The 18,938-nt window shown below is 41.0% G+C and carries 19 protein-coding genes; 15 read left to right on the top strand and 4 right to left on the bottom strand.

Annotated features, from left to right (window positions below; translation table 11 throughout):
* The first annotated feature begins 155 nt into the window (after nucleotides 1-155).
* From ACXYSL_RS06395 to dltD, 9 genes are all read left to right on the top strand, one after another.
* Nucleotides 156-851 (top strand): AzlC family ABC transporter permease, encoded by a 696-nt coding sequence (locus ACXYSL_RS06395; RefSeq protein WP_081730819.1) that lies wholly within the window; start codon nucleotides 156-158, stop codon nucleotides 849-851.
* Entirely contained in the window at nucleotides 841-1,164 is a 324-nt protein-coding gene (locus ACXYSL_RS06390) for an AzlD domain-containing protein (RefSeq protein WP_000253936.1), read from the top strand. The genes ACXYSL_RS06395 and ACXYSL_RS06390 overlap by 11 nt, the downstream gene beginning before the upstream one ends.
* A gap of 103 nt (nucleotides 1,165-1,267) precedes the next feature.
* Nucleotides 1,268-2,098, top strand: a complete 831-nt coding sequence (locus tag ACXYSL_RS06385; RefSeq protein WP_000724973.1) for an amino acid ABC transporter substrate-binding protein — start codon at nucleotides 1,268-1,270, stop codon at nucleotides 2,096-2,098.
* A 153-nt stretch (nucleotides 2,099-2,251) separates the two neighbouring features.
* Nucleotides 2,252-3,106, top strand: a complete 855-nt coding sequence (locus ACXYSL_RS06380; protein ID WP_458624273.1) for a MetQ/NlpA family ABC transporter substrate-binding protein — start codon at nucleotides 2,252-2,254, stop codon at nucleotides 3,104-3,106.
* Nucleotides 3,107-3,204: 98 nt separating this feature from the next.
* Entirely contained in the window at nucleotides 3,205-4,578 is a 1,374-nt protein-coding gene (locus ACXYSL_RS06375) for a M20 family metallopeptidase (protein ID WP_084939977.1), read from the top strand.
* Complete coding sequence (locus tag ACXYSL_RS06370) at nucleotides 4,571-5,632, top strand: methionine ABC transporter ATP-binding protein (protein ID WP_084921149.1); 1,062 nt, start codon at nucleotides 4,571-4,573, stop codon at nucleotides 5,630-5,632. Before ACXYSL_RS06375 ends, ACXYSL_RS06370 begins: the two co-directional genes overlap by 8 nt.
* Before the next feature lies 1 nt (nucleotide 5,633).
* The gene (locus ACXYSL_RS06365; RefSeq protein ID WP_000444640.1) at nucleotides 5,634-6,326 is read left to right on the top strand and encodes a methionine ABC transporter permease; all 693 of its coding nucleotides are present in this window, start codon (nucleotides 5,634-5,636) and stop codon (nucleotides 6,324-6,326) included.
* A gap of 159 nt (nucleotides 6,327-6,485) precedes the next feature.
* Nucleotides 6,486-7,640 (top strand): D-alanyl-lipoteichoic acid biosynthesis protein DltB, encoded by a 1,155-nt coding sequence (dltB, locus tag ACXYSL_RS06360; RefSeq protein ID WP_084939979.1) that lies wholly within the window; start codon nucleotides 6,486-6,488, stop codon nucleotides 7,638-7,640.
* A gap of 47 nt (nucleotides 7,641-7,687) precedes the next feature.
* Entirely contained in the window at nucleotides 7,688-8,860 is a 1,173-nt protein-coding gene (gene dltD / locus ACXYSL_RS06355) for a D-alanyl-lipoteichoic acid biosynthesis protein DltD (RefSeq protein WP_084872389.1), read from the top strand.
* A gap of 174 nt (nucleotides 8,861-9,034) precedes the next feature.
* Here the strand turns inward: dltD and ACXYSL_RS06350 are convergent, their stop codons facing one another.
* A complete protein-coding gene (locus tag ACXYSL_RS06350; RefSeq protein ID WP_458624272.1) occupies nucleotides 9,035-9,604 on the bottom strand; it encodes an MptD family putative ECF transporter S component in 570 nt (189 codons plus the stop codon).
* A 133-nt stretch (nucleotides 9,605-9,737) separates the two neighbouring features.
* Between ACXYSL_RS06350 and ACXYSL_RS06345 the strand changes: the two genes are divergently transcribed.
* The 5 genes from ACXYSL_RS06345 to nrdI all read left to right on the top strand — a co-directional run bounded on the left by ACXYSL_RS06345 (nucleotide 9,738) and on the right by nrdI (nucleotide 14,439).
* Nucleotides 9,738-10,352, top strand: a complete 615-nt coding sequence (locus ACXYSL_RS06345; RefSeq protein ID WP_295589131.1) for a YesL family protein — start codon at nucleotides 9,738-9,740, stop codon at nucleotides 10,350-10,352.
* Complete coding sequence (locus ACXYSL_RS06340) at nucleotides 10,330-12,000, top strand: sensor histidine kinase (protein WP_458624271.1); 1,671 nt, start codon at nucleotides 10,330-10,332, stop codon at nucleotides 11,998-12,000. Before ACXYSL_RS06345 ends, ACXYSL_RS06340 begins: the two co-directional genes overlap by 23 nt.
* 11 nt (nucleotides 12,001-12,011) lie before the next feature.
* Nucleotides 12,012-13,298 (top strand): response regulator transcription factor, encoded by a 1,287-nt coding sequence (locus tag ACXYSL_RS06335; protein ID WP_458624270.1) that lies wholly within the window; start codon nucleotides 12,012-12,014, stop codon nucleotides 13,296-13,298.
* 58 nt (nucleotides 13,299-13,356) lie between these two features.
* On the top strand, nucleotides 13,357-13,890 hold the full coding sequence (locus ACXYSL_RS06330; protein ID WP_458624269.1) for an ABC transporter permease: 534 nt from the start codon (nucleotides 13,357-13,359) through the stop codon (nucleotides 13,888-13,890).
* A gap of 78 nt (nucleotides 13,891-13,968) precedes the next feature.
* A complete protein-coding gene (gene nrdI / locus ACXYSL_RS06325; RefSeq protein WP_000724242.1) occupies nucleotides 13,969-14,439 on the top strand; it encodes a class Ib ribonucleoside-diphosphate reductase assembly flavoprotein NrdI in 471 nt (156 codons plus the stop codon).
* An 80-nt stretch (nucleotides 14,440-14,519) separates the two neighbouring features.
* On the opposite strand, the gene ACXYSL_RS06320 is transcribed toward nrdI, so the two are convergent.
* The 3 genes from ACXYSL_RS06320 to argS form a co-directional block, all read right to left on the bottom strand.
* Complete coding sequence (locus ACXYSL_RS06320) at nucleotides 14,520-15,782, bottom strand: NRAMP family divalent metal transporter (RefSeq protein ID WP_061588586.1); 1,263 nt, start codon at nucleotides 15,780-15,782, stop codon at nucleotides 14,520-14,522.
* A gap of 197 nt (nucleotides 15,783-15,979) precedes the next feature.
* On the bottom strand, nucleotides 15,980-16,225 hold the full coding sequence (locus ACXYSL_RS06315; protein WP_084850017.1) for a MarR family transcriptional regulator: 246 nt from the start codon (nucleotides 16,223-16,225) through the stop codon (nucleotides 15,980-15,982).
* Nucleotides 16,226-16,595: 370 nt separating this feature from the next.
* Nucleotides 16,596-18,287 carry an arginine--tRNA ligase gene (gene argS / locus ACXYSL_RS06310; RefSeq protein ID WP_458624268.1) on the bottom strand — a complete coding sequence of 564 codons (1,692 nt, stop codon included), beginning with the start codon at nucleotides 18,285-18,287 and terminating at the stop codon, nucleotides 16,596-16,598.
* 154 nt (nucleotides 18,288-18,441) lie between these two features.
* Between argS and argR the strand changes: the two genes are divergently transcribed.
* Nucleotides 18,442-18,888 (top strand): arginine repressor, encoded by a 447-nt coding sequence (gene argR / locus ACXYSL_RS06305; RefSeq protein ID WP_084911200.1) that lies wholly within the window; start codon nucleotides 18,442-18,444, stop codon nucleotides 18,886-18,888.
* Nucleotides 18,889-18,938: the final 50 nt, after the last annotated feature.

Genomic DNA, 18,938 nt, shown 5'->3' with positions numbered 1-18,938 from the left:
AGAATTTGTATAATAGGTGTTTGAGACTGGATCGCCAGTCTTTTTATGACGGCCAAAATCAGCAGACTTTTTTCTCTTCTTTGAATATGTTATAATAGTCCGTGCTGTGGCTGTGATGATGAACAGCCTCAACTGGAGAAAATATGAGGAGAAGGATGAAAGAAAAAGGATTTTGGGAAGGTGTACATGCGGCCATGCCGACTGCCCTCGGCTATGTTAGTATCGGTCTGGCTTGTGGGATTATCGGTGCGCCCTATGTGACACCTGTTGAGATGGGCTTGATGAGCCTCTTTGTTTATGCCGGGAGCGCCCAGTTTGCCATGTTGGCACTGATTGCGGTACAAGCGCCTGTGGCAGCTATTGCTATGACGGTCTTTTTGATCAACTTGCGACTCTTTTTGCTGAGCTTGCATGCATCGACCTATTTCCGTCATACTAGTCTCTGGCAAAATATCGGCATGTCTAGTCTCCTGACAGATGAGACCTATGGCGTTTTGATGGGAGAATTAGCCCATACAGATAAAGTCCATCCTATGTGGATGCACGGGAACAATCTCAATAGTTATGTAGCCTGGTTTATTGGGACAGTGGCGGGGACGGCTTTAGGTGGCCTTCTTCCAAATCCTGAAGTCTTTGGCTTGGACTTTGCCCTTGTTGGGATGTTTATCGGGATTTTTACTTCACAATTTCAGATTATGCAAAGACGGGTTCCTGTACGGAATCTGCTACTAATCCTAGCCGTTGTTGCGGTGTCCTTCTTTTTGCTCTTGACAGTAGTGTCTCAGTCGCTAGCTGTTTTGTTTGCGACCTTGCTAGGTTGTACCATGGGGGTGGTCTTAGATGGTCAGTAAATATCTTTTGTTAGCCGTTATCTTTTCAGGCCTAGTGACTTGGATTCCCCGTATGATTCCCTTCATCTTGGTTAAGTACAAGGGCTTGCCAGCTATCGTCGAGCGGTTTTTGAAGTTTTTGCCTGTTTCCATTATCTTTGCCTTGATCCTTTCAAGCGTAGTGACTGGCAAAGTTGGCAGTCTCCCTCAAATCAAATGGCTGGACTTTTTAGCAGTCTTTCCAACGGCTTGGGTAGCCTTTCGCTACCGCAATCTAGTAGGTACGGTTCTTTTTGGGGTAGTCTTGATTGCAGTCTTGCGTCTGGTCTTTTAAATCAGCCATAAAAAAAACCTATCACCGAGATAGATATCATATAATGGCAAAAAAAAATATTTTCTGTTAAGATAGTAAAGTATTCTATTTTGGAGGAAATGACATGAAAAAAATCGTTAAATACTCATCTCTTGCTGCTCTAGGACTTGTGGCTGTAGGTGTGTTAGCAGCTTGCTCAGGTGGTGCGAAAAAAGAGGGAGAAGCAGCTAGCAAGAAAGAAATTATCGTTGCAACTAATGCTACACCAAAACCATTCAACTATGAAGAAAATGGCGAATTGACTGGTTACGAAATTGAAGTGGTTCGCGCTATCTTTAAAGACTCTGACAAGTATGATGTCAAGTTTGAGAAGACAGAGTGGTCAGGAGTCTTTGCAGGACTTGATGCTGACCGTTACAATATGGCTGTTAGCAACATCAGCTACACTAAAGAACGTGCTGAAAAATACCTTTATGCAGCTCCAACTGCTAAAAACCCTAACGTTCTTGTAGTGAAAAAAGATGACCCTAGCATCAAATCGCTTGATGATATCGGTGGAAAATCAACAGAAGTTGTTCAAGGGACAACTTCTGCTAAACAGCTAGAAGACTACAACAAACAACATTCAGATAATCCAACTGTCCTAAAGTATACTAAAGCGGACTTCCAACAAATCATGGGACGCTTGAGCGATGGCCAGTTTGACTACAAGATTTTTGATAAAATCGGTGTTGAAACAGTCATCAAGGACCAAGGTTTGGACAACTTGAAAGTCATTGAACTTCCAAGCGACCAACAACCTTACGTTTACCCACTTCTTGCTAAAGGTCAAGATGAGTTGAAAACATTTGTAGACAAACGTATCCAAGAACTCTACAAAGACGGAACTCTTGAAAAGTTGTCTAAACAGTTCTTCGGAGACACTTATCTCCCAGCAGAAGCTGATATTAAATAAGTTTGTAAATCATCCACCTACGAGAGAATGGATGATTTTGCAACTTCTAGACTTATAGTTTCAAACTATATGTCTGCCTATCTAATAACAATTTGCGAAATCAAATAAAGTATGAGATACTATTACGGTATTATTTTTAAAGGAGAAAGAATCATGAAAATTAAAAAATGGTTAGGCGTAGCAGCTATTGCTACAGTAGCAGGCCTTACACTTGCAGCTTGCGGAAATTCAGACAAGAAAGCAGACAATACAACTACAGTTAAAATTGCGACTGTTAACCGTAGTGGCTCAGAAGAAGCACGTTGGGACAAAGTCCAAGAATTAGTTGAAAAAGACGGCATTAAATTGGAATTCACAGAGTTTACAGATTACTCACAACCAAACAAGGCAACTGCTGATGGTGAAGTAGACTTGAACGCTTTCCAACACTACAACTTCTTGAACAACTGGAACAAAGAAAACGGGAAAGACCTTACAGCGATTGCAGATACGTACATCTCACCAATCCGTCTTTACTCAGGTAAAAATGGTGAAGAAAACAAGTACACCAAAGTGGAAGAAATCCCAGATAAGGGTGAAATCGCTGTACCAAACGATGCAACAAACGAAAGCCGTGCGCTTTACTTGCTTCAATCAGCTGGTTTGATCAAATTGGATGTTTCTGGAACTGCTCTTGCAACAGTTGCTAACATCACAGAAAATCCAAAGAACTTGAAGATTACTGAATTGGACGCTAGCCAAACAGCTCGTTCATTGTCATCAGTTGATGCTGCTGTTGTAAACAATACCTTCGTTACAGAAGCAAAATTGGACTACAAGAAAGCACTCTTCAAAGAGCAAGCTGATGAAAACTCAGAACAATGGTACAACATCATCGTTGCGAAAAAAGATTGGGAATCATCACCTAAGGCTGATGCCATCAAGAAAATTATCGCAGCTTACCACACTGATGAAGTGAAAAAAGTTATCGAAGAGACATCAGACGGTTTGGACCAACCAGTTTGGTAATAAGACACAGGGAGGTGGGAGAGAGTTTCCACCTCTTGCTTTTGTATAGAGCATGAATTGTAAAGAAGACTATAGGTTCATAGAAAGGTAGAGAGAATATGGTTTTTCCTAGCGAACAAGAACAGATTGAAAAATTTGAAAGGGATCATGTAGCCCAGCATTATTTTGAGGTTTTGCGTACCTTGATTTCTAAGAAATCAGTCTTTGCCCAGCAGGTTGGACTGAAGGAAGTTGCCAACTATCTGGGTGAGATTTTCAAGCGTGTAGGGGCTGAAGTGGAGATTGATGAGACTTATACGGCTCCCTTTGTCATGGCGCATTTCAAGAGTTCGCGTCCGGATGCCAAGACCTTGATTTTCTATAACCACTATGATACCGTGCCAGCGGATGGGGATCAGGTCTGGACAGAGGATTCCTTTACGCTTTCGGTCCGCAATGGTTTCATGTATGGGCGTGGGGTTGATGATGATAAGGGTCATATCACAGCTCGTTTGAGTGCTTTGAGAAAATATATGCAGCATCATGATGACCTGCCTGTCAATATCAGTTTTATCATGGAAGGAGCGGAGGAATCCGCTTCTATGGATCTAGATAAGTATTTAGAGAAACATGCAGACAAACTTCGTGGGGCGGACTTGCTAGTCTGGGAACAAGGGACCAAGAACGCCTTGGAACAGCTTGAAATCTCTGGCGGAAACAAGGGAATTGTAACCTTTGATGCCAAGGTAAAAAGTGCGGATGTGGATATCCACTCGAGTTATGGTGGTGTCGTGGAGTCAGCACCTTGGTATCTTATCCAGGCCTTAAGTAGTCTGCGAGCTGCTGATGGCCGTATCTTAGTAGAAGGCTTGTACGAGGATGTTCAAGAGCCAAATGAACGAGAACTAGCCTTGATAGATACCTACGCCCAACGCAATCCTGAGGAAATTAGTCGCATTTATGGCTTGGAATTGCCTCTCTTACAAGAGGATCGTGCAGCCTTTCTAAAACGGTTCTTTTTCGAGCCGGCCCTTAATATCGAAGGGATTCAGTCAGGTTATCAAGGGCAAGGGGTTAAAACGATTTTGCCAGCAGAAGCCAGTGCTAAGTTAGAGGTTCGTTTGGTTCCTGGCCTAGAACCGCATGATGTTCTGGAAAAAATTCGGAAACAGCTAGACAAAAATGGCTTTGATAAGGTAGAATTATACTATACCTTGGGAGAGATGAGCTATCGAAGCGATATGAGCGCGCCAGCTATTCTCAATGTGATCGAGTTGGCCAAGAAATTCTATCCACAGGGCGTTTCAGTTTTGCCGACAACAGCGGGGACAGGGCCCATGCATACGGTCTTTGATGCCCTAGAGGTACCAATGGTGGCCTTCGGTCTAGGAAATGCCAATAGCCGAGACCATGGTGGAGATGAAAACGTGCGAATCGCCGATTACTACACCCATATTGAATTAGTAGAGGAGCTGATTAGAAGCTATGAGTAGAGATATTATCAAGTTAGATCAGATTGATGTGACTTTTCACCAAAAGAAGAGAACCATCACAGCGGTCAAGGATGTGACCATTCACATCCAAGAAGGGGATATCTACGGAATCGTTGGATATTCTGGAGCAGGGAAATCAACCCTTGTACGGGTGATTAACCTCTTGCAAAAGCCATCTGCTGGGAAAATTACCATTGATAACGACGTCATTTTTGATGGCAAGGTGACCTTGACAGCAGAGCAGTTGCGTCGTAAGCGTCAAGACATTGGGATGATTTTCCAGCATTTCAACCTGATGAGTCAAAAGACAGCAGAGGAAAATGTGGCCTTTGCCCTTAAACACTCTGGACTCAGCAAGGAAGAAAAGAAAGCTAAAGTAGCTAAGTTGTTAGACTTGGTTGGCTTGGCGGATCGTGCTGAAAACTACCCTTCACAACTATCAGGAGGGCAAAAACAGCGTGTGGCCATTGCGCGTGCCTTGGCAAATGATCCGAAAATTTTGATTTCAGATGAGTCAACGTCTGCCCTTGACCCTAAGACAACCAAGCAGATTTTGGCTTTGTTGCAAGATTTGAACCAAAAATTAGGCTTGACTGTTGTTTTGATTACGCATGAAATGCAGATTGTCAAAGATATTGCCAACCGTGTGGCAGTTATGCAGGATGGCCGTTTGATTGAAGAGGGCAGTGTCCTTGAAATCTTCTCAGATCCTAAACAGCCTTTGACCCAGGACTTTATCTCAACTGCGACAGGTATTGATGAAGCCATGGTCAAGATTGAGAAGCAAGAAATCGTAGAGCATTTATCTGAGAACAGTATCTTAGTGCAGCTCAAGTATGCAGGGGCTTCGACAGACGAGCCACTTTTGAATGAATTGTACAAGCGTTACCAAGTAACGGCTAACATCCTTTATGGAAATATCGAAATTCTCGATGGCACTCCTGTTGGAGAATTGGTTGTGGTCTTGTCAGGTGAAAAAGTAGCGCTAGCAGGTGCTCAAGAAGCTATTCGTCAAGCAGGCGTACAGCTAAAAGTATTGAAGGGAGGACAGTAAGATGGAATCATTGATTCAAACCTATTTACCAAATGTCTATAAAATGGGCTGGGCTGGTCAAGCAGGCTGGGGAACAGCCATCTACCTAACCCTTTATATGACAGTTCTTTCCTTCATCATCGGAGGGTTCTTGGGGCTGGTGGCAGGTCTTTTCCTCGTCTTGACAGCACCAGGCGGTGTCTTGGAAAATAAGGTTATCTTTTGGATTTTAGACAAGATCACCTCCATTTTCCGTGCGGTTCCTTTCATCATCCTCTTGGCAATCATGTCACCACTTTCTCACTTGATTGTGAAGACGAGTATCGGGCCAAATGCAGCCCTTGTCCCACTTTCTTTTGCGGTCTTTGCCTTCTTTGCCCGTCAGGTGCAGGTGGTCTTGGCTGAGCTAGATGGTGGTGTCATTGAGGCGGCGCAGGCTAGTGGAGCGACATTCTGGGACATCGTGGGTGTTTACCTATCCGAAGGTCTGCCAGATTTGATTCGTGTGACGACTGTGACCTTGATTTCCCTTGTTGGGGAAACAGCTATGGCGGGTGCGGTTGGAGCTGGTGGTATTGGTAACGTAGCCATTGCCTATGGATTCAATCGCTATAATCACGATGTGACCATCTTGGCGACTATCATTATCATCTTGATTATCTTTACAATCCAGTTCTTGGGAGATTTCTTGACCAAGAAACTAAGTCATAAATAATGGAAGGAGCCCAACGGGACTCCTTTTTGTTTTCTCACCGAAATGCAAGAAGAGTAAAGCTTCTTTTTAGAAATATGCTATAATAAAGAAAGGTCCCTCAATTAGCAAATCAGAAAGTTTGCTGTCGAAGGGATGATAATGTAAAGGAGTTTGGCTGGTATGAATTATTTCGAGGGGAATGATTTCTTCCTTCTCTTGTTTGTAGTTTTACTGATTGGTTTTGTGGTAAACTTTTTTGAAAAACGTAAGGACTACTATATTTTGACGCTCTCCCTCTTATTTGCAGGAGCTATCTATGGTAAGAGTCGAGCGATGATGGTATATTTGCTCGCCTTTGTCGTTTACCAGTATTTTCTGGTTTTTCTAGCACAGAGGATAGAGGTAAAGCGGCTGAAACCACTGGTTTTCCTTTCCATTCTTCCTTTGGTAATCAATAAAGTCTTTGCCCTGACTTCTCTGCATTTGTTGGCCTTTATTGGAATTTCTTACATGTCCTTTAAGACCATTCAGATCATGCTAGAGATATCGGATGGCTTGATCAAAGAAAAAATCAGTGTAAAAGATTATCTACAGTTTTTGCTCTTTTTTCCAACAGTTAGTGCTGGTCCGATTGATCGGAGTAGGAGATTTTTAAAAGAGATAAACGAGGTCATGCCCCGAAAAGAGTATCTAGAGTTAGCAGGGGACGGTGTGTATCGTATCGTTCTAGGCCTTCTTTATAAGGTTGTTTTATCAACCTATGTTTACCAGATGTTACTCGCTCTAAATAATACTGGCACAGTCGTTTACTCAATCAAGTATATGTACCTCTATACCTTGTATCTGTTCTTTGACTTCGCAGGCTATAGTCTAATGGCCGTTGGAAGTAGTAACATTCTAGGTATTCAGACACCGATGAACTTTAACAAACCTTTCTTGAGTGTTGATATCAAGGATTTCTGGACCAGATGGCATATCACCTTGTCGACTTGGTTGAGAGATTTTGTATTTTCAAGAGTATTGATGCAGGTTATCAGGAAAAAATGGTTTAAAAATAGACTACACAATGCAACCTATGCCTATATGGTCAATATGTTGGTCATGGGTTTTTGGCATGGTCTTAGTGTTAGTTACATTGTCTATGGTTTTTACCATGGTGTCTTGATGGCTGGATTTGAAGTGTATCAAAAGAAAAGCAATTTTTATAAGAAAAATAAAAACAAAAACTGGTATAAGCTACTAAGTTGGTTTGTGACCATGAATTTGGTTATGATTGGTTTCTTTATCTTTTCAGGTGAACCCTATAAAATCTTGCTTACGATTTTAAAGAGATAAGAGATTGAAAAGAAATCGGCTAGATCGAAGGGATAGGATAAAACGAGATGATTAAATTAAAAGCATTTTTACTATCGCTTGTGCTCGTAATTGCGACGCTTGCCCTTTTAAATGTGACGTATGTCAAGAAGATTGATGATTATTATAAAGTCAAGGATAACAGTATTCGTTATAGCACCTCGTATGAAAAGTATAAAAGTAGAGATATTCTAACAAGTAATATCACCCCCAATACACTGGTTCTAATGGGTTCTTCAGAGTTGGTTGCGACGATAAATGAAGACTATCATCCAAATAAAATTTTTAACTACAACGATTTTAATATCATGCAGATTGGGACTAGTTATTCTCAAAACATCATTCAGGCTTCTACTTTAGCCTCTATTGAAGGATCTATGAGTAAGCGAAAAGTGGCTATAGTAGAGTCGGTTCAGTGGTTTGAAAAAGATGGGACCCATCAAGATGCCTTTTTGAACAAGGCTTCTCAGGAACATATTTTCCACATGCTAGATAATGACAAGATTAGTAAGGAAACGAAAGAAAAACTAATCAATCGCATTATCGAGATTACCAAAGGAAACAAGCAACAAAACGACATCTACAAAAAATATAAAAGTTATTTCATAGATGGAAAAGGAACCATTGTTGATAAAAAACTATTAGAGTTCGATAAGGCGATGTATTCCTTTAAGCTCAAACAGACTTTTTATCAAAAACATGCCAAATCAGATTATCCTTCACTAGGAGACAAAACCCCAGACTATGATTGGCAGAAGATGACGGATCAGTTTGTGGAAGAGGTCAAAAAGAAAACAGACAATAATGACTATGCTGTTGATAATAACTACTACAATACTTACTTAAAAGACCGCTATGCATCACTGAAAGATTCTAATAAAGATTTGAGTTACCTAGAGTCACCAGAGTATTCAGATATGGAACTTTTCTTGACAGTTGCTAAGGAATTGGGCATTGAAGTTGAGGTTATTATTTTCCCAGTAAACGGGAAATGGAACGACTACACTGGTGTCTCAAGAGAAATGCGAGAAAAAACTTATAAAAAAATAGAAGATGTCGCAAAAAGCCATGGTGCAACGGTACTAAACTATGGAAACAGAGAGTATGATGATTACTTTTTATTTGACGTGATGCACGTTGGAGTGAAAGGATGGATGGAAGTTGAAAAAGAACTTTACAAATTTGCAAACCAAGCTAACTAACACACAGCGTTTAATCTTGTGGACACTATTTTTCTATACGGTTATCTTAAGCATCGTGATTTACTGTTTTGTGACCGATTTTTCGAATATTCAAGAATTTATCTATAGTGAATTCTAAGATTGTATACAAAAAGGCCCTGGAACTAGGCATTGCTAGTCTTCAGGGCTTTTACGTTACATTTTATCGGTGATTTTTTGACTTAGAAATTGCCCCATCACAGCCCCCATCAAGGCACCTAGGAGGATGCTTGAAACAAAGAGAAGGATTTTGTCCAACTCTGGAGCGACCATGATACGGTCGATGTATTCCTGGGATTTTCCACGCGCGAGTAAGGTGGACACGTAAGATTGGGGGTTGACCCACATGAGGAAGATAGGACCACTTGTGCTAAAAGCAAAGACAAGGAAGGAGAGGATGTTTTTGATTCGGTCTTTGTAGTTTCCGAGACGAGCGATGGCATCTGCTGCAAGACCACAGGCGACTCCTGGGAGAAAGGCACCAGCGCCATGCTTGCTAGCTAGGAAAAAAAGTGCCATAAAAAGGCCTAGAGTGGTGATAGCGCCAAAACGAGGGACCTTCGTCAAAAGAAGCATGTAGACACTGCCACCGACAAGGGCAGAAAAGGCAGGCGCGTAGAACATATTGCCTGTTTGGTCGACCAGATGTCCTAGGAAGACTCCAATCCCCACACAGAGGAAGTAGAGGACGGCGGCTAAGAGGGTGGTTAAGATATTTTTCTTCATGAGAATCTCCTTGATGCGAATTAACAAAACCCATTGTATCACGCTTTTTAAGGATTGTAAATGGGAGTTCTATATTTTTGAAAACGTTTGAAATATGATATAATAGTTACATCGTTAGTTTAAGGAGAGTGGCATGGGAAAATTTCTAGAATTCGTCTTTAATCGTATCTTTTTGGGAATGATTGCGACGGCTTATTTCTGGCTATTAACACTAGCAGGAGGAGTGGTCTTTGGTTTGGCACCAGCTAGTGCCACCCTTATGAGTTTGTATGCGGAGCATGGTTATACCTATCGAGCATACCATTTGAAGGAAGCTTGGGAATTGTATAAGAGCAATTTTGTCAAGAGCAATCTGGCTTTCTATAGTTTTGTGTTTGTGGATCTTGTTCTAGTTTATGGTTTGTATCTTCTAGTTCAATTGCCCCATCAGACGATTTTCCACCTCTTGGCGACCTTTCTCAATGTCCTTGTAGTTGCTCTTGTCTTTCTAGCCTACACTGTTTCCTTGAAACTTCAGGTGTACTTTGATTTATCCTACCGAAATACCTTGAAACTGTCCCTTATCGGGATTTTCATGAGCTTGCCTGCGATTGCCAAGGTTTTACTCGGGTCAGCTCTCCTTGTAGGAGTTGGTTATTATATGCCTGCCTTGCTCTTTTTTGTAGGAATTGGAATGTGGCATTTCTTTATCAGTGATATGTTGGAACCTATTTATGAAAGTATCCATGAAAAATTGGCGACAAAATAGAATGAAGCAGTTTTGGCTTCACTCTCTTTTACGGATTTATAGTTTGGTTATGATTGTGATCATTGCCAGTTTTGCGATTATGCTCTCGTATGCTGACTGGGATTCACGTGAGAAAGAGGCCCAAAGGGTTGCAGAACGTGTGACCACTCGGACAGTGAGTGAAGTGGAATATTATCACAGAGAGTCAACTCAACTCGCTCAGTCTTTGGTTGAAAATCAAGCCCGAATTGAAGGGATTTACAAGTATTTCAGTCTTAGCACCCCAGACTATTTCTATTGGCAATTAGAGCGTAAAACTTCGCCTTATATTTCTGTATCCTTGTATGAAAATATTGATAATATCTATGTTCGGAATGATTTTGTGACTGGAGTGGCTATTGTCCTTCAGGACTATAAGGAAGTGTATGTTTCGACTAGAGAAAAACGCAGCGGAGAGAAAGTCCCTGCGGAGGATTTTAAGCCGACAGCCAACAGTTTTGCCATTCCCGTTTCCGATCCTGTGTCTGACAAGGATTTAGGAGTGATCTATATCTCCTTATCGCCAGATGTTCTCCATGGAGCTATTGACAATACAAGGGGTCATATCCCGATGGCTGTAACAGTAACTTCGCCTTTTGAGACTGAGATGTTCCATATTGGGGAGAAGGTATCAGTCGAGAGGGAGAACTGGTTTGTAGGTGTTACCTCTCACGGTTATCAGGTTCAAGCTGCTGTTCCTAAAAATTTTGTTCTTACTGGAACTTTGACGAGTTCAGCTATTATTATTGGGCTAAGTATCCTCTTTATCATCATTTTGTACGTGACTCTTAGACAGACTTTCTCAAATTACCAAAAACAGGTCGTAGATCTAGTAGATTCGATCGAGGTGATTGCTCAAGGAGAAGAAGGGCTTCGAATTGATACCTCTGAAAAAGACCAAGAGTTGCTTCTCATTGCAGAAACAACCAATGATATGTTGGATCGCCTAGAAAAAAATATCCACGATATCTATCAGCTAGAGCTCAGTCAAAAGGATGCCAATATGCGAGCCCTACAAGCTCAAATCAATCCTCACTTTATGTACAATACTCTGGAGTTTTTACGGATGTATGCCGTTATGGAAAGCCAGGATGAACTGGCAGATATTATCTATGAATTTAGTAGCTTGTTACGCAACAATATCTCCGACGAGCGGGAAACCACGCTGAAGCAGGAGTTGGAATTCTGCCGAAAATATAGCTATCTCTGCATGGTGCGTTATCCTAAATCCATTGCCTATGGTTTCAAGATTGCACCAGAATTGGAAGAAATGAGGATTCCAAAATTTACACTCCAACCATTAGTAGAAAACTACTTTGCCCATGGTGTTGACCATCGCAGAACGGATAATGTCATCAGTATCAAAGCCTTGAAGGGCCAAGGATGCGTTGAAATCCTAGTGGAAGACAATGGTCGAGGAATGTCCTCTGAGAAACTAGCTAGCTTGCAAGAAAAATTAACTCAGCGAAGTTTTGAACACGAGGCAAGCTACAGTGGAGAGCGGCAATCAATTGGAATAGTAAATGTACACGAACGCTTTGTTCTCTACTTTGGGAATCGATACCAAATCAGTGTAGAGTCAGCTGAGCAAGAAGGTGTTCGTTACCAGATCACTATCCAAGATGAATAGAAAGGGTAGAAATGTATAAAGTTTTATTAGTAGACGATGAGTACATGGTGACAGAGGGGCTCAAGCGATTAATCCCCTTTGAAAAATGGGATATGCAAGTCGTCGCGACAGCAAGTCACGCAGATGATGCTTTGGACTACGTCAAGAAAAATCCAGTAGATGTGGTCATTTCCGATGTCAATATGCCAGATAAGACCGGACTTGAGATGATTAGGGAAATGAAAGAGCTACTTCCAGATACCTATTATATCTTGCTGTCTGGTTATCAGGAGTTTGACTACGTCAAAAAAGCTATGAACCTTAGTGTCGTGGATTATTTGGTCAAGCCAGTAGACAAGGTGGAGTTGGGAAATTTATTAGAGAAGATTGCGCGACAGCTTCAAGAAAAGGTGGAGCAAAGTCAGACCCTCAGTCAAGAATTGGATGAAGAAGGCTTTATCAGTTTCTTAGCAGGTAAAGACAGCTGGTGGATAGGACTTTCCAAGGAAAAGCAGGGCTCTTTTACCATTCCTTACTATGTTTTGGGACAAGATTGGCAGATTTTTATCTCTGATCAACCGCTCGATGGTATCGTTGTGACACCATTTGAAGCACCCTACCAGCAGTCCTTTGAGAATTGGAAGATCAACGCTGAAAAAGCCCTCTTCTACGGTTCAGTCAATCTAGAAAAATCCGAGAGTTTGTTTGCTTATTACGAGCCGATTTATCGGGTGATTATCCAAGGGAATATCAATCAAATCATCGAAGAATTAACCCTGCTAGAGAAGGTTGTTTTGGAGAATACCCCGCGCGTTGCCATCACGAAGCAACTCTTCACCCAGTTTGTCATGGACGTCTTTCATTTGTTTGAACACCTAAAAGCAGATGACATGACGGAGATTGTCAAAGCCATCCATGCCATTAACTCCTTTGAAGAATTGGTTGCCTATATCAAAGAAACCTTGACCAAGTTCTTTGGCCAGTACCGCATGAATGAAAATGTGGTGAGCGTTCTGGAGGTGATTGGGCGTGATTATCAGAAAGAGCTCTCGCTTAAGGATATCAGCAAGGATCTCTTTATCAATCCTGTCTATCTCGGTCAGCTAATCAAGAGAGAAACCAATTCAACCTTTGCGGAATTGCTCAATAAACAGCGAATTAAGGCGGCGCAGCAACTCTTACTTTCGACCAGTGATAGCATCGAAGATATTTGCTATGCAGTTGGCTACAGTAATGTTGGATATTTCTACAAGGTTTTCCGTAAATTGTGCGGAAAATCGCCGAAAGCCTATCGGAAACAAGTTGAAACCAGCTTGTAAAAGTTGTATTCCTGTACAAAAAATGCTATAATGTTCAAAATATCTTATGGAGGAAAACATGAAAAAGAATCCTATTTATCTTTGGGTCTTGTTAGTCCTATCAGCTCTCATTTCATCTATGTCATTATTTGGAATCTTGAGTCCATTGCCAAGTAAAGATGCTCTTCGTGCTAGCCTGGCAAATAGCGGGACGCTCACTGCCCAGCAATTAGAAGACACGGTTAACTATACTTACCAAGTAACAGCGTCATCGCACTCTATTTTTAATATGTTGTTGATTGTTTTATCTGCAATTTTAGTTGTAGTAGCCTTTGTGTTTCTCGTACGTAAAAACGTGCAACTTGCAAACTATACTTATATTGGCTATGTTTTACTAGCTATTGTTGGTTTGGTTTATAGCTATATGAACATTCAAGATGCAGTTCAATTAATCAAAGATAGTGCCCTTGGCTTAGGAATGGGAGCATTAGCAAAAGGGACGGATATTTTGTTCATCATCATCAATGTTCTCTTTTTAGCCTTAGTCTTTTACAAGATGTGGCGTCAACAAAAGGATTTGACCGAAGAAGTCGAAGCAGAAGAAGTTGCCTAAGTATTGACAAAAAAGAACTATCAAGTTACAATCTTGGTAGTTCTTTTTTAAATCGTAAACATAAAAATCGAGGTCAATATGAAAAAAATATCCTTAGTGTATATCAGTCTGAGTGGGAATACAGAGAGTTTTGTAACCCGACTCAAGGACTATCTCTTGTCCCAGTACGAAGGGATTGAGGTCCAAAAAATCCATATCAAGGACCTAGTCAAGGAAGGTCAAGAATTCTTTGAAATGGAACATCCCTATATCGCTTTCTTGCCGACCTATCTGGAAGGTGGGAATGGCGTCGATAACGGCGATGTTGAGATTCTAACGACTCCAGTGGGTGACTTTATCGCCTATGGAGACAATGCTAGTAAGTGTTTTGGCGTAGTGGGATCTGGTAATCGCAATTTTAACAATCAATACTGCCTGACAGCCAAGCAGTATAGTCAGCGCTTTGGTTTCCCAGTTTTGGCTGATTTTGAAATGCGTGGCATGCTGGGAGATATTAAAAAAGTCGCAGCAATCATTGCAGATTTGTATGAGTTAGAAACAGAAAAATAAAGTAGTACTGAGGGGCAGTTGAGATTTTCAACTGCTTTTTATGTATACAAAAAGCACCCCGTAAGGGTGCCATTTATAAACTATCCTGCTTTTCCGATAGCAAGTGCATAGATAAAGAAGATAGCGAAGCCAAAGAGGAAAATCAATCCTGCGATAGCGAGGAGTTTTAGCCAAGAAGGAAGATTTTTATTTTCACGTGTCACCAATACATAGTTCAAAAGAGCGAAGAATGGTGTTGTCAGGAAAGAACCAATCATGGCAAAGCGAAGCATGGTAGAAACTTGACCAGCAAAGAATTTAATGATTACGATACCAATGATAGCGGTAATGGTCATCCAGATGTTCAAAGATTTGCGAGAATCCTCTTTTTGACGAATCAAGAGTCGCAGCGATTCCTGATTGACACGAGAGTAACCATCGATAACGGTGATGACTGTTCCAAAGATACAGAGAAAGGCGATAAAGGTGATCAAATAACGGGACCATTCTCCAAGAACAGAGGCATACATACCCACGAATTGAGAGATGTATTTGGCTGAAGCGGCTTCAACTGCTTGACCTGTAGGATACTGAATAAGTGCTCCGAGTGCTACAAAGAATACAGCTAGGATAGCAGTTCCAATGTAACCAACGTTAAAGTCGAAAAGAGCGTCCGCTGTATTAAAGTTGACGGTCTTTTTCTTTTCAGCAGACCAGAGTGAATTGATGGCTGAAATTTCAATAGGTGCAGGCATCCATCCTAAGAGGGAAACGATAAAAGGGAGGGCCGCCATTTGCCAAGGTGTCTTTTCGACAAAATCAGAGCTGTATTCTGGATGCTTAATTGCCGCAATGATAACTGCAAGAACAGTTGCAATGGTCAAAGCAGACATGATCCATTTTGCCATACCATCCAATAGTTTGTAGCCACCAAATAGTAGCATGGCCCAAATGACTGCAACAAGGATCAGGGACCACTGAGTGATGCTAAGGCCAATCATTGGGAAGGCGCTAGCGATGATGGCTGAGCAAAGGATAGCGACTCCAGCTGTGTTGACCATGGCAGAGAAAACATTGAGGACAAAGAAAATCCAGAGATAGATTTTTCCTTTTTCGGCATAGCCTTCGACCAAGGTTTTACCAGTGTCAGCAGTATATTCGGCGCCAAAACGGAAAAATGGGTATTTAAAAACATTGGCCAAGATAACCAAGAGGAGTAGTGACCAACCATAAGAACCACCAGCTTGAGTAGAGGATACAATGTGAGAACCTCCAACGGCGGCAGAAGCCATGAGGATTCCTGGTCCCATTGCCTTTAGTTTGCTTGCCCAGGTTGACTGGTTTGATAACGTAACTTGTGACATAATAAACGCTCCTATTTTTGAATTTTCAGAATAATCTGAATAGATAGCTACTATTCTACAAAAAACTTAAAAGAAATGCAAGAATATTTTGAAAAAAGTTAGAAAATTACAGAAAAATTTATGTGCATTAATGAAATTTCTCCAAGGAGAATATGGTAAGCCTAAAAAATCCGAGAAGAAAGCTTCTCGGATTTTGATTATTTCAATTGATCTGTGACGTCTTTTGAGAGCAACATTCCCAGATGGTAAGTTTTATTGATATGTGCAATGACATCATTGATATTTTCAGTCGTGTGAATTTTCTCTTTGATGTCAGACCTAAATGTCTCATCCTTCAAGAGTTGCTCTTGGTAGAGTCTTTGAAGTCTTTCCTTCTCGTACTTATTGAGCAGAAAAAGGAAAACCAAGCTAATTATAACGAGGATATAAGCATATTGGCTCATAGGAAATCTCCATGTATGATAAAGAAATAGTAAAAGTGAATAAATTATTTCATTGAACAGCTGCAAGGCCGAACAAAATATAAATGTTATTTTGCCTCAACCTTTCAGATTGCTTTCAAGTAATTTAAAAGATTAGAATCTAAACCCAACTAAATCGCTGTTATTTGGTTGGGTAAGTTAGCGAAGCACCAGGCCAAATCACCATAGTTACTTAGACTGCTTTACAATAAAGTGATTAAAAGATTACGACATGAGCCTAACCAAATCGATATTATTTAGTTTGACAAGTTAGTGAAGCAGTTAGCTAGTCCGCATAAAGGCGGCTAGCGTCTAACAATTAGGAACTTTAGTTCCAATTGTTAGTACTGAATCACATCTTCTCCGGCGCTTCTACTCCGAGCAAACGAAGAGCTTCTTTGAGGACGACTGCGGTTGCGTAGCTGAGGGCTAGACGACTGTCGCGCTCAGGACTTTCATCTAGGATACGTGTATGTGCATAGTATTTGTTGAAAGCTTGAGCCAAACTAATCGCAAATTTCGCAATGATAGAAGGTTCAAAGTTATCTGCTGCACGATTGATAATACGTGGGAAGTCTTGGAGTAGTTTAATGATTTCCCAGCTTTCAGCATCATTCAGGCTGTAGTTGCCAGCTGTATTTGGTTTAAAATCGGCTTTGCGCAAGATAGATTGGATACGAGCGTAGGCGTATTGAACGTAAGGCCCAGTTTCTCCTTCAAAGGATACCATAGCTTCAAGGTCGAAGTCATATCCATTTGTACGGTCGGTTTTAAGATCATAGAACTTGATAGCCCCAACTCCAACAGCGTGGGCAACCTGGTCTTTATTTTCTAACTCAGGATTTTTCGCTTCGATTTGGGCCTTGGCACGACTAACAGCCTCTGCAATAGTAGGCTCTAGCAAGATGACATTTCCTTTACGAGTAGAGAGTTTTTTCCCTTCTTTTGTTACCAATCCAAATGGAACATGGACAATGTCTTGACTCCAATCGTAGCCCATCTCTTGTAGTACTGCCTTGAGTTGTTTGAAGTGGGCAGATTGCTCTTGACCAACAACATAGATGGATTTTGCAAATTGGTATTCGTTTTTACGGTAAAGGGCTGCAGCTAAGTCACGTGTGATATAGAGAGTTGCACCATCAGATTTTTTGATAAGGGCTGGATGTTCAATTCCATATTTCTCAAGATTGACAACTTGGGCTCCCTCTGACTCAACAAGAAGTCCTTTTTCAGCGAGAATGTCTACAACAGCATCCATCTTATCATTGTAAAAGGCTTCCCCGTTGTAGCTGTCAAATTCGACTTGCAATTCATTGTAAAGGCGGTTGAATTCCACTAAACTTTCATCACGGAACCATTGCCAGAGAGCGAGGGCTTCCTCATCTCCATTCTCCAGTTTGCGGAACCATTCGCGTGCTTCTTCATCCAAGCTAGGGTCTTTTTCAGCTTCAGCATTGATGCGAACGTAGAGTTTAAGAAGTTCATCGATTGGATGCGCTTTAACGGCTTCCTCATTTCCCCATTTCTTGTAGGCAACAATCAACATTCCAAACTGTTTTCCCCAGTCTCCTAGGTGGTTGACCTTGACCGTTTGATAGCCGATTTTTTGGAAAATATGTGATAAGCTATCTCCGATAACCGTTGAGCGCAGGTGACCAATAGAAAATGGTTTAGCGATGTTGGGACTAGACATATCGATAACGACATTTTCTTGCTTGCCAATGGTTTGGTCAGCATAGTGCTCTTTTTCAGTGATAACATCCTGTAATACTTGAGCCGAAATAGCACTTTTATCAAGGAAAAAGTTGACGTAAGGTCCTGTAGCAACAACCTTTTCAAAGGCTTGACTATTGATTTTTTCAGCAATATCTGCTGCAATCATTTGCGGAGCTTTACGCTCGACCTTTGCTAGAGAAAAGGCAGGGAAGGCGATGTCTCCCATTTCTGAGTTTTTAGGTGTTTCCAGTAAATTTAAAATAGCCTCTTGGTCCAGGCTATCAATGACGCTAGCCAACTCGCTAGCAATCAATTCTTTTGTATTCATAAGGGCTCCTTTTGGGCTTTTTTACTATTTTAACACAATTTACTACATTTTTTGAGAAAGAAAAGAATTTTTTTGAATTATCTATTTTTTTTGGTATAATATAGTTATAAAATAAATGTAAAATTTGTTATAAATATTCACTTAAGAGGATGATATGAGAAAAAGAGAACGGCATCAATTGATTAAAAAGATGATCACCGAAGAAAAACTTGGGACACAAAAAGAGATTCAAGATCGTTTAGAAGCTCGTAATGTTTATGTGACACAAACGACTTTGTCACGTGATTTGCGTGAAATCGGCTTGACCAAGATTAAGAAAAATGATATGGTGTATTATGTACTAGCAAATGAGACAGATAAGATTGATTTAGTTGAGTTTTTGTCTCATCATTTAGAAGGAGTTGCAAGAGCAGAGTTCACCTTGGTACTTCATACCAAACTTGGGGAAGCTGCGGTCTTAGCAAACATTGTAGATGCAAACAAGGATGAATGGATTTTAGGAACGGTTGCTGGTGCTAATACCTTATTGGTTATTTGTCGAGACCAGCACGTTGCCAAGCTGATGGAAGATCGTTTGCTAGATTTGATGAAAGATAAATAAGGTCTTGGGAGTTGCTCTCAAGACTTATTTTTAGCAAGGAGAGACGGAAA

The sequence above is a fragment of the Streptococcus sp. V913 genome, from assembly GCF_054353455.1.
The sequence above is the reverse complement of the archived record's forward strand: the minus strand, read 5'-3'. Positions and strand labels throughout refer to the sequence as shown.

Bases quoted from the DNA above. Each gene is read 5' to 3' on its own strand.
- dltB (WP_084939979.1), top strand. From the start codon at position 6,486: ATGAATTATTTCGAGGGGAATGATTTCTTCCTTCTCTTGTTTGTAGTT.
- ACXYSL_RS06375 (WP_084939977.1), top strand. From the start codon at position 3,205: ATGGTTTTTCCTAGCGAACAAGAACAGATTGAAAAATTTGAAAGGGAT.
- argR (WP_084911200.1), top strand. From the start codon at position 18,442: ATGAGAAAAAGAGAACGGCATCAATTGATTAAAAAGATGATCACCGAA.
- ACXYSL_RS06335 (WP_458624270.1), top strand. From the start codon at position 12,012: ATGTATAAAGTTTTATTAGTAGACGATGAGTACATGGTGACAGAGGGG.
- ACXYSL_RS06315 (WP_084850017.1), bottom strand. From the start codon at position 16,225: ATGAGCCAATATGCTTATATCCTCGTTATAATTAGCTTGGTTTTCCTT.
- ACXYSL_RS06380 (WP_458624273.1), top strand. From the start codon at position 2,252: ATGAAAATTAAAAAATGGTTAGGCGTAGCAGCTATTGCTACAGTAGCA.
- ACXYSL_RS06345 (WP_295589131.1), top strand. From the start codon at position 9,738: ATGGGAAAATTTCTAGAATTCGTCTTTAATCGTATCTTTTTGGGAATG.
- dltD (WP_084872389.1), top strand. From the start codon at position 7,688: ATGATTAAATTAAAAGCATTTTTACTATCGCTTGTGCTCGTAATTGCG.
- ACXYSL_RS06330 (WP_458624269.1), top strand. From the start codon at position 13,357: ATGAAAAAGAATCCTATTTATCTTTGGGTCTTGTTAGTCCTATCAGCT.
- ACXYSL_RS06320 (WP_061588586.1), bottom strand. From the start codon at position 15,782: ATGTCACAAGTTACGTTATCAAACCAGTCAACCTGGGCAAGCAAACTA.
- ACXYSL_RS06365 (WP_000444640.1), top strand. From the start codon at position 5,634: ATGGAATCATTGATTCAAACCTATTTACCAAATGTCTATAAAATGGGC.
- ACXYSL_RS06385 (WP_000724973.1), top strand. From the start codon at position 1,268: ATGAAAAAAATCGTTAAATACTCATCTCTTGCTGCTCTAGGACTTGTG.
- ACXYSL_RS06395 (WP_081730819.1), top strand. From the start codon at position 156: ATGAAAGAAAAAGGATTTTGGGAAGGTGTACATGCGGCCATGCCGACT.
- ACXYSL_RS06340 (WP_458624271.1), top strand. From the start codon at position 10,330: ATGAAAAATTGGCGACAAAATAGAATGAAGCAGTTTTGGCTTCACTCT.
- ACXYSL_RS06350 (WP_458624272.1), bottom strand. From the start codon at position 9,604: ATGAAGAAAAATATCTTAACCACCCTCTTAGCCGCCGTCCTCTACTTC.
- ACXYSL_RS06390 (WP_000253936.1), top strand. From the start codon at position 841: ATGGTCAGTAAATATCTTTTGTTAGCCGTTATCTTTTCAGGCCTAGTG.
- nrdI (WP_000724242.1), top strand. From the start codon at position 13,969: ATGAAAAAAATATCCTTAGTGTATATCAGTCTGAGTGGGAATACAGAG.
- argS (WP_458624268.1), bottom strand. From the start codon at position 18,287: ATGAATACAAAAGAATTGATTGCTAGCGAGTTGGCTAGCGTCATTGAT.
- ACXYSL_RS06370 (WP_084921149.1), top strand. From the start codon at position 4,571: ATGAGTAGAGATATTATCAAGTTAGATCAGATTGATGTGACTTTTCAC.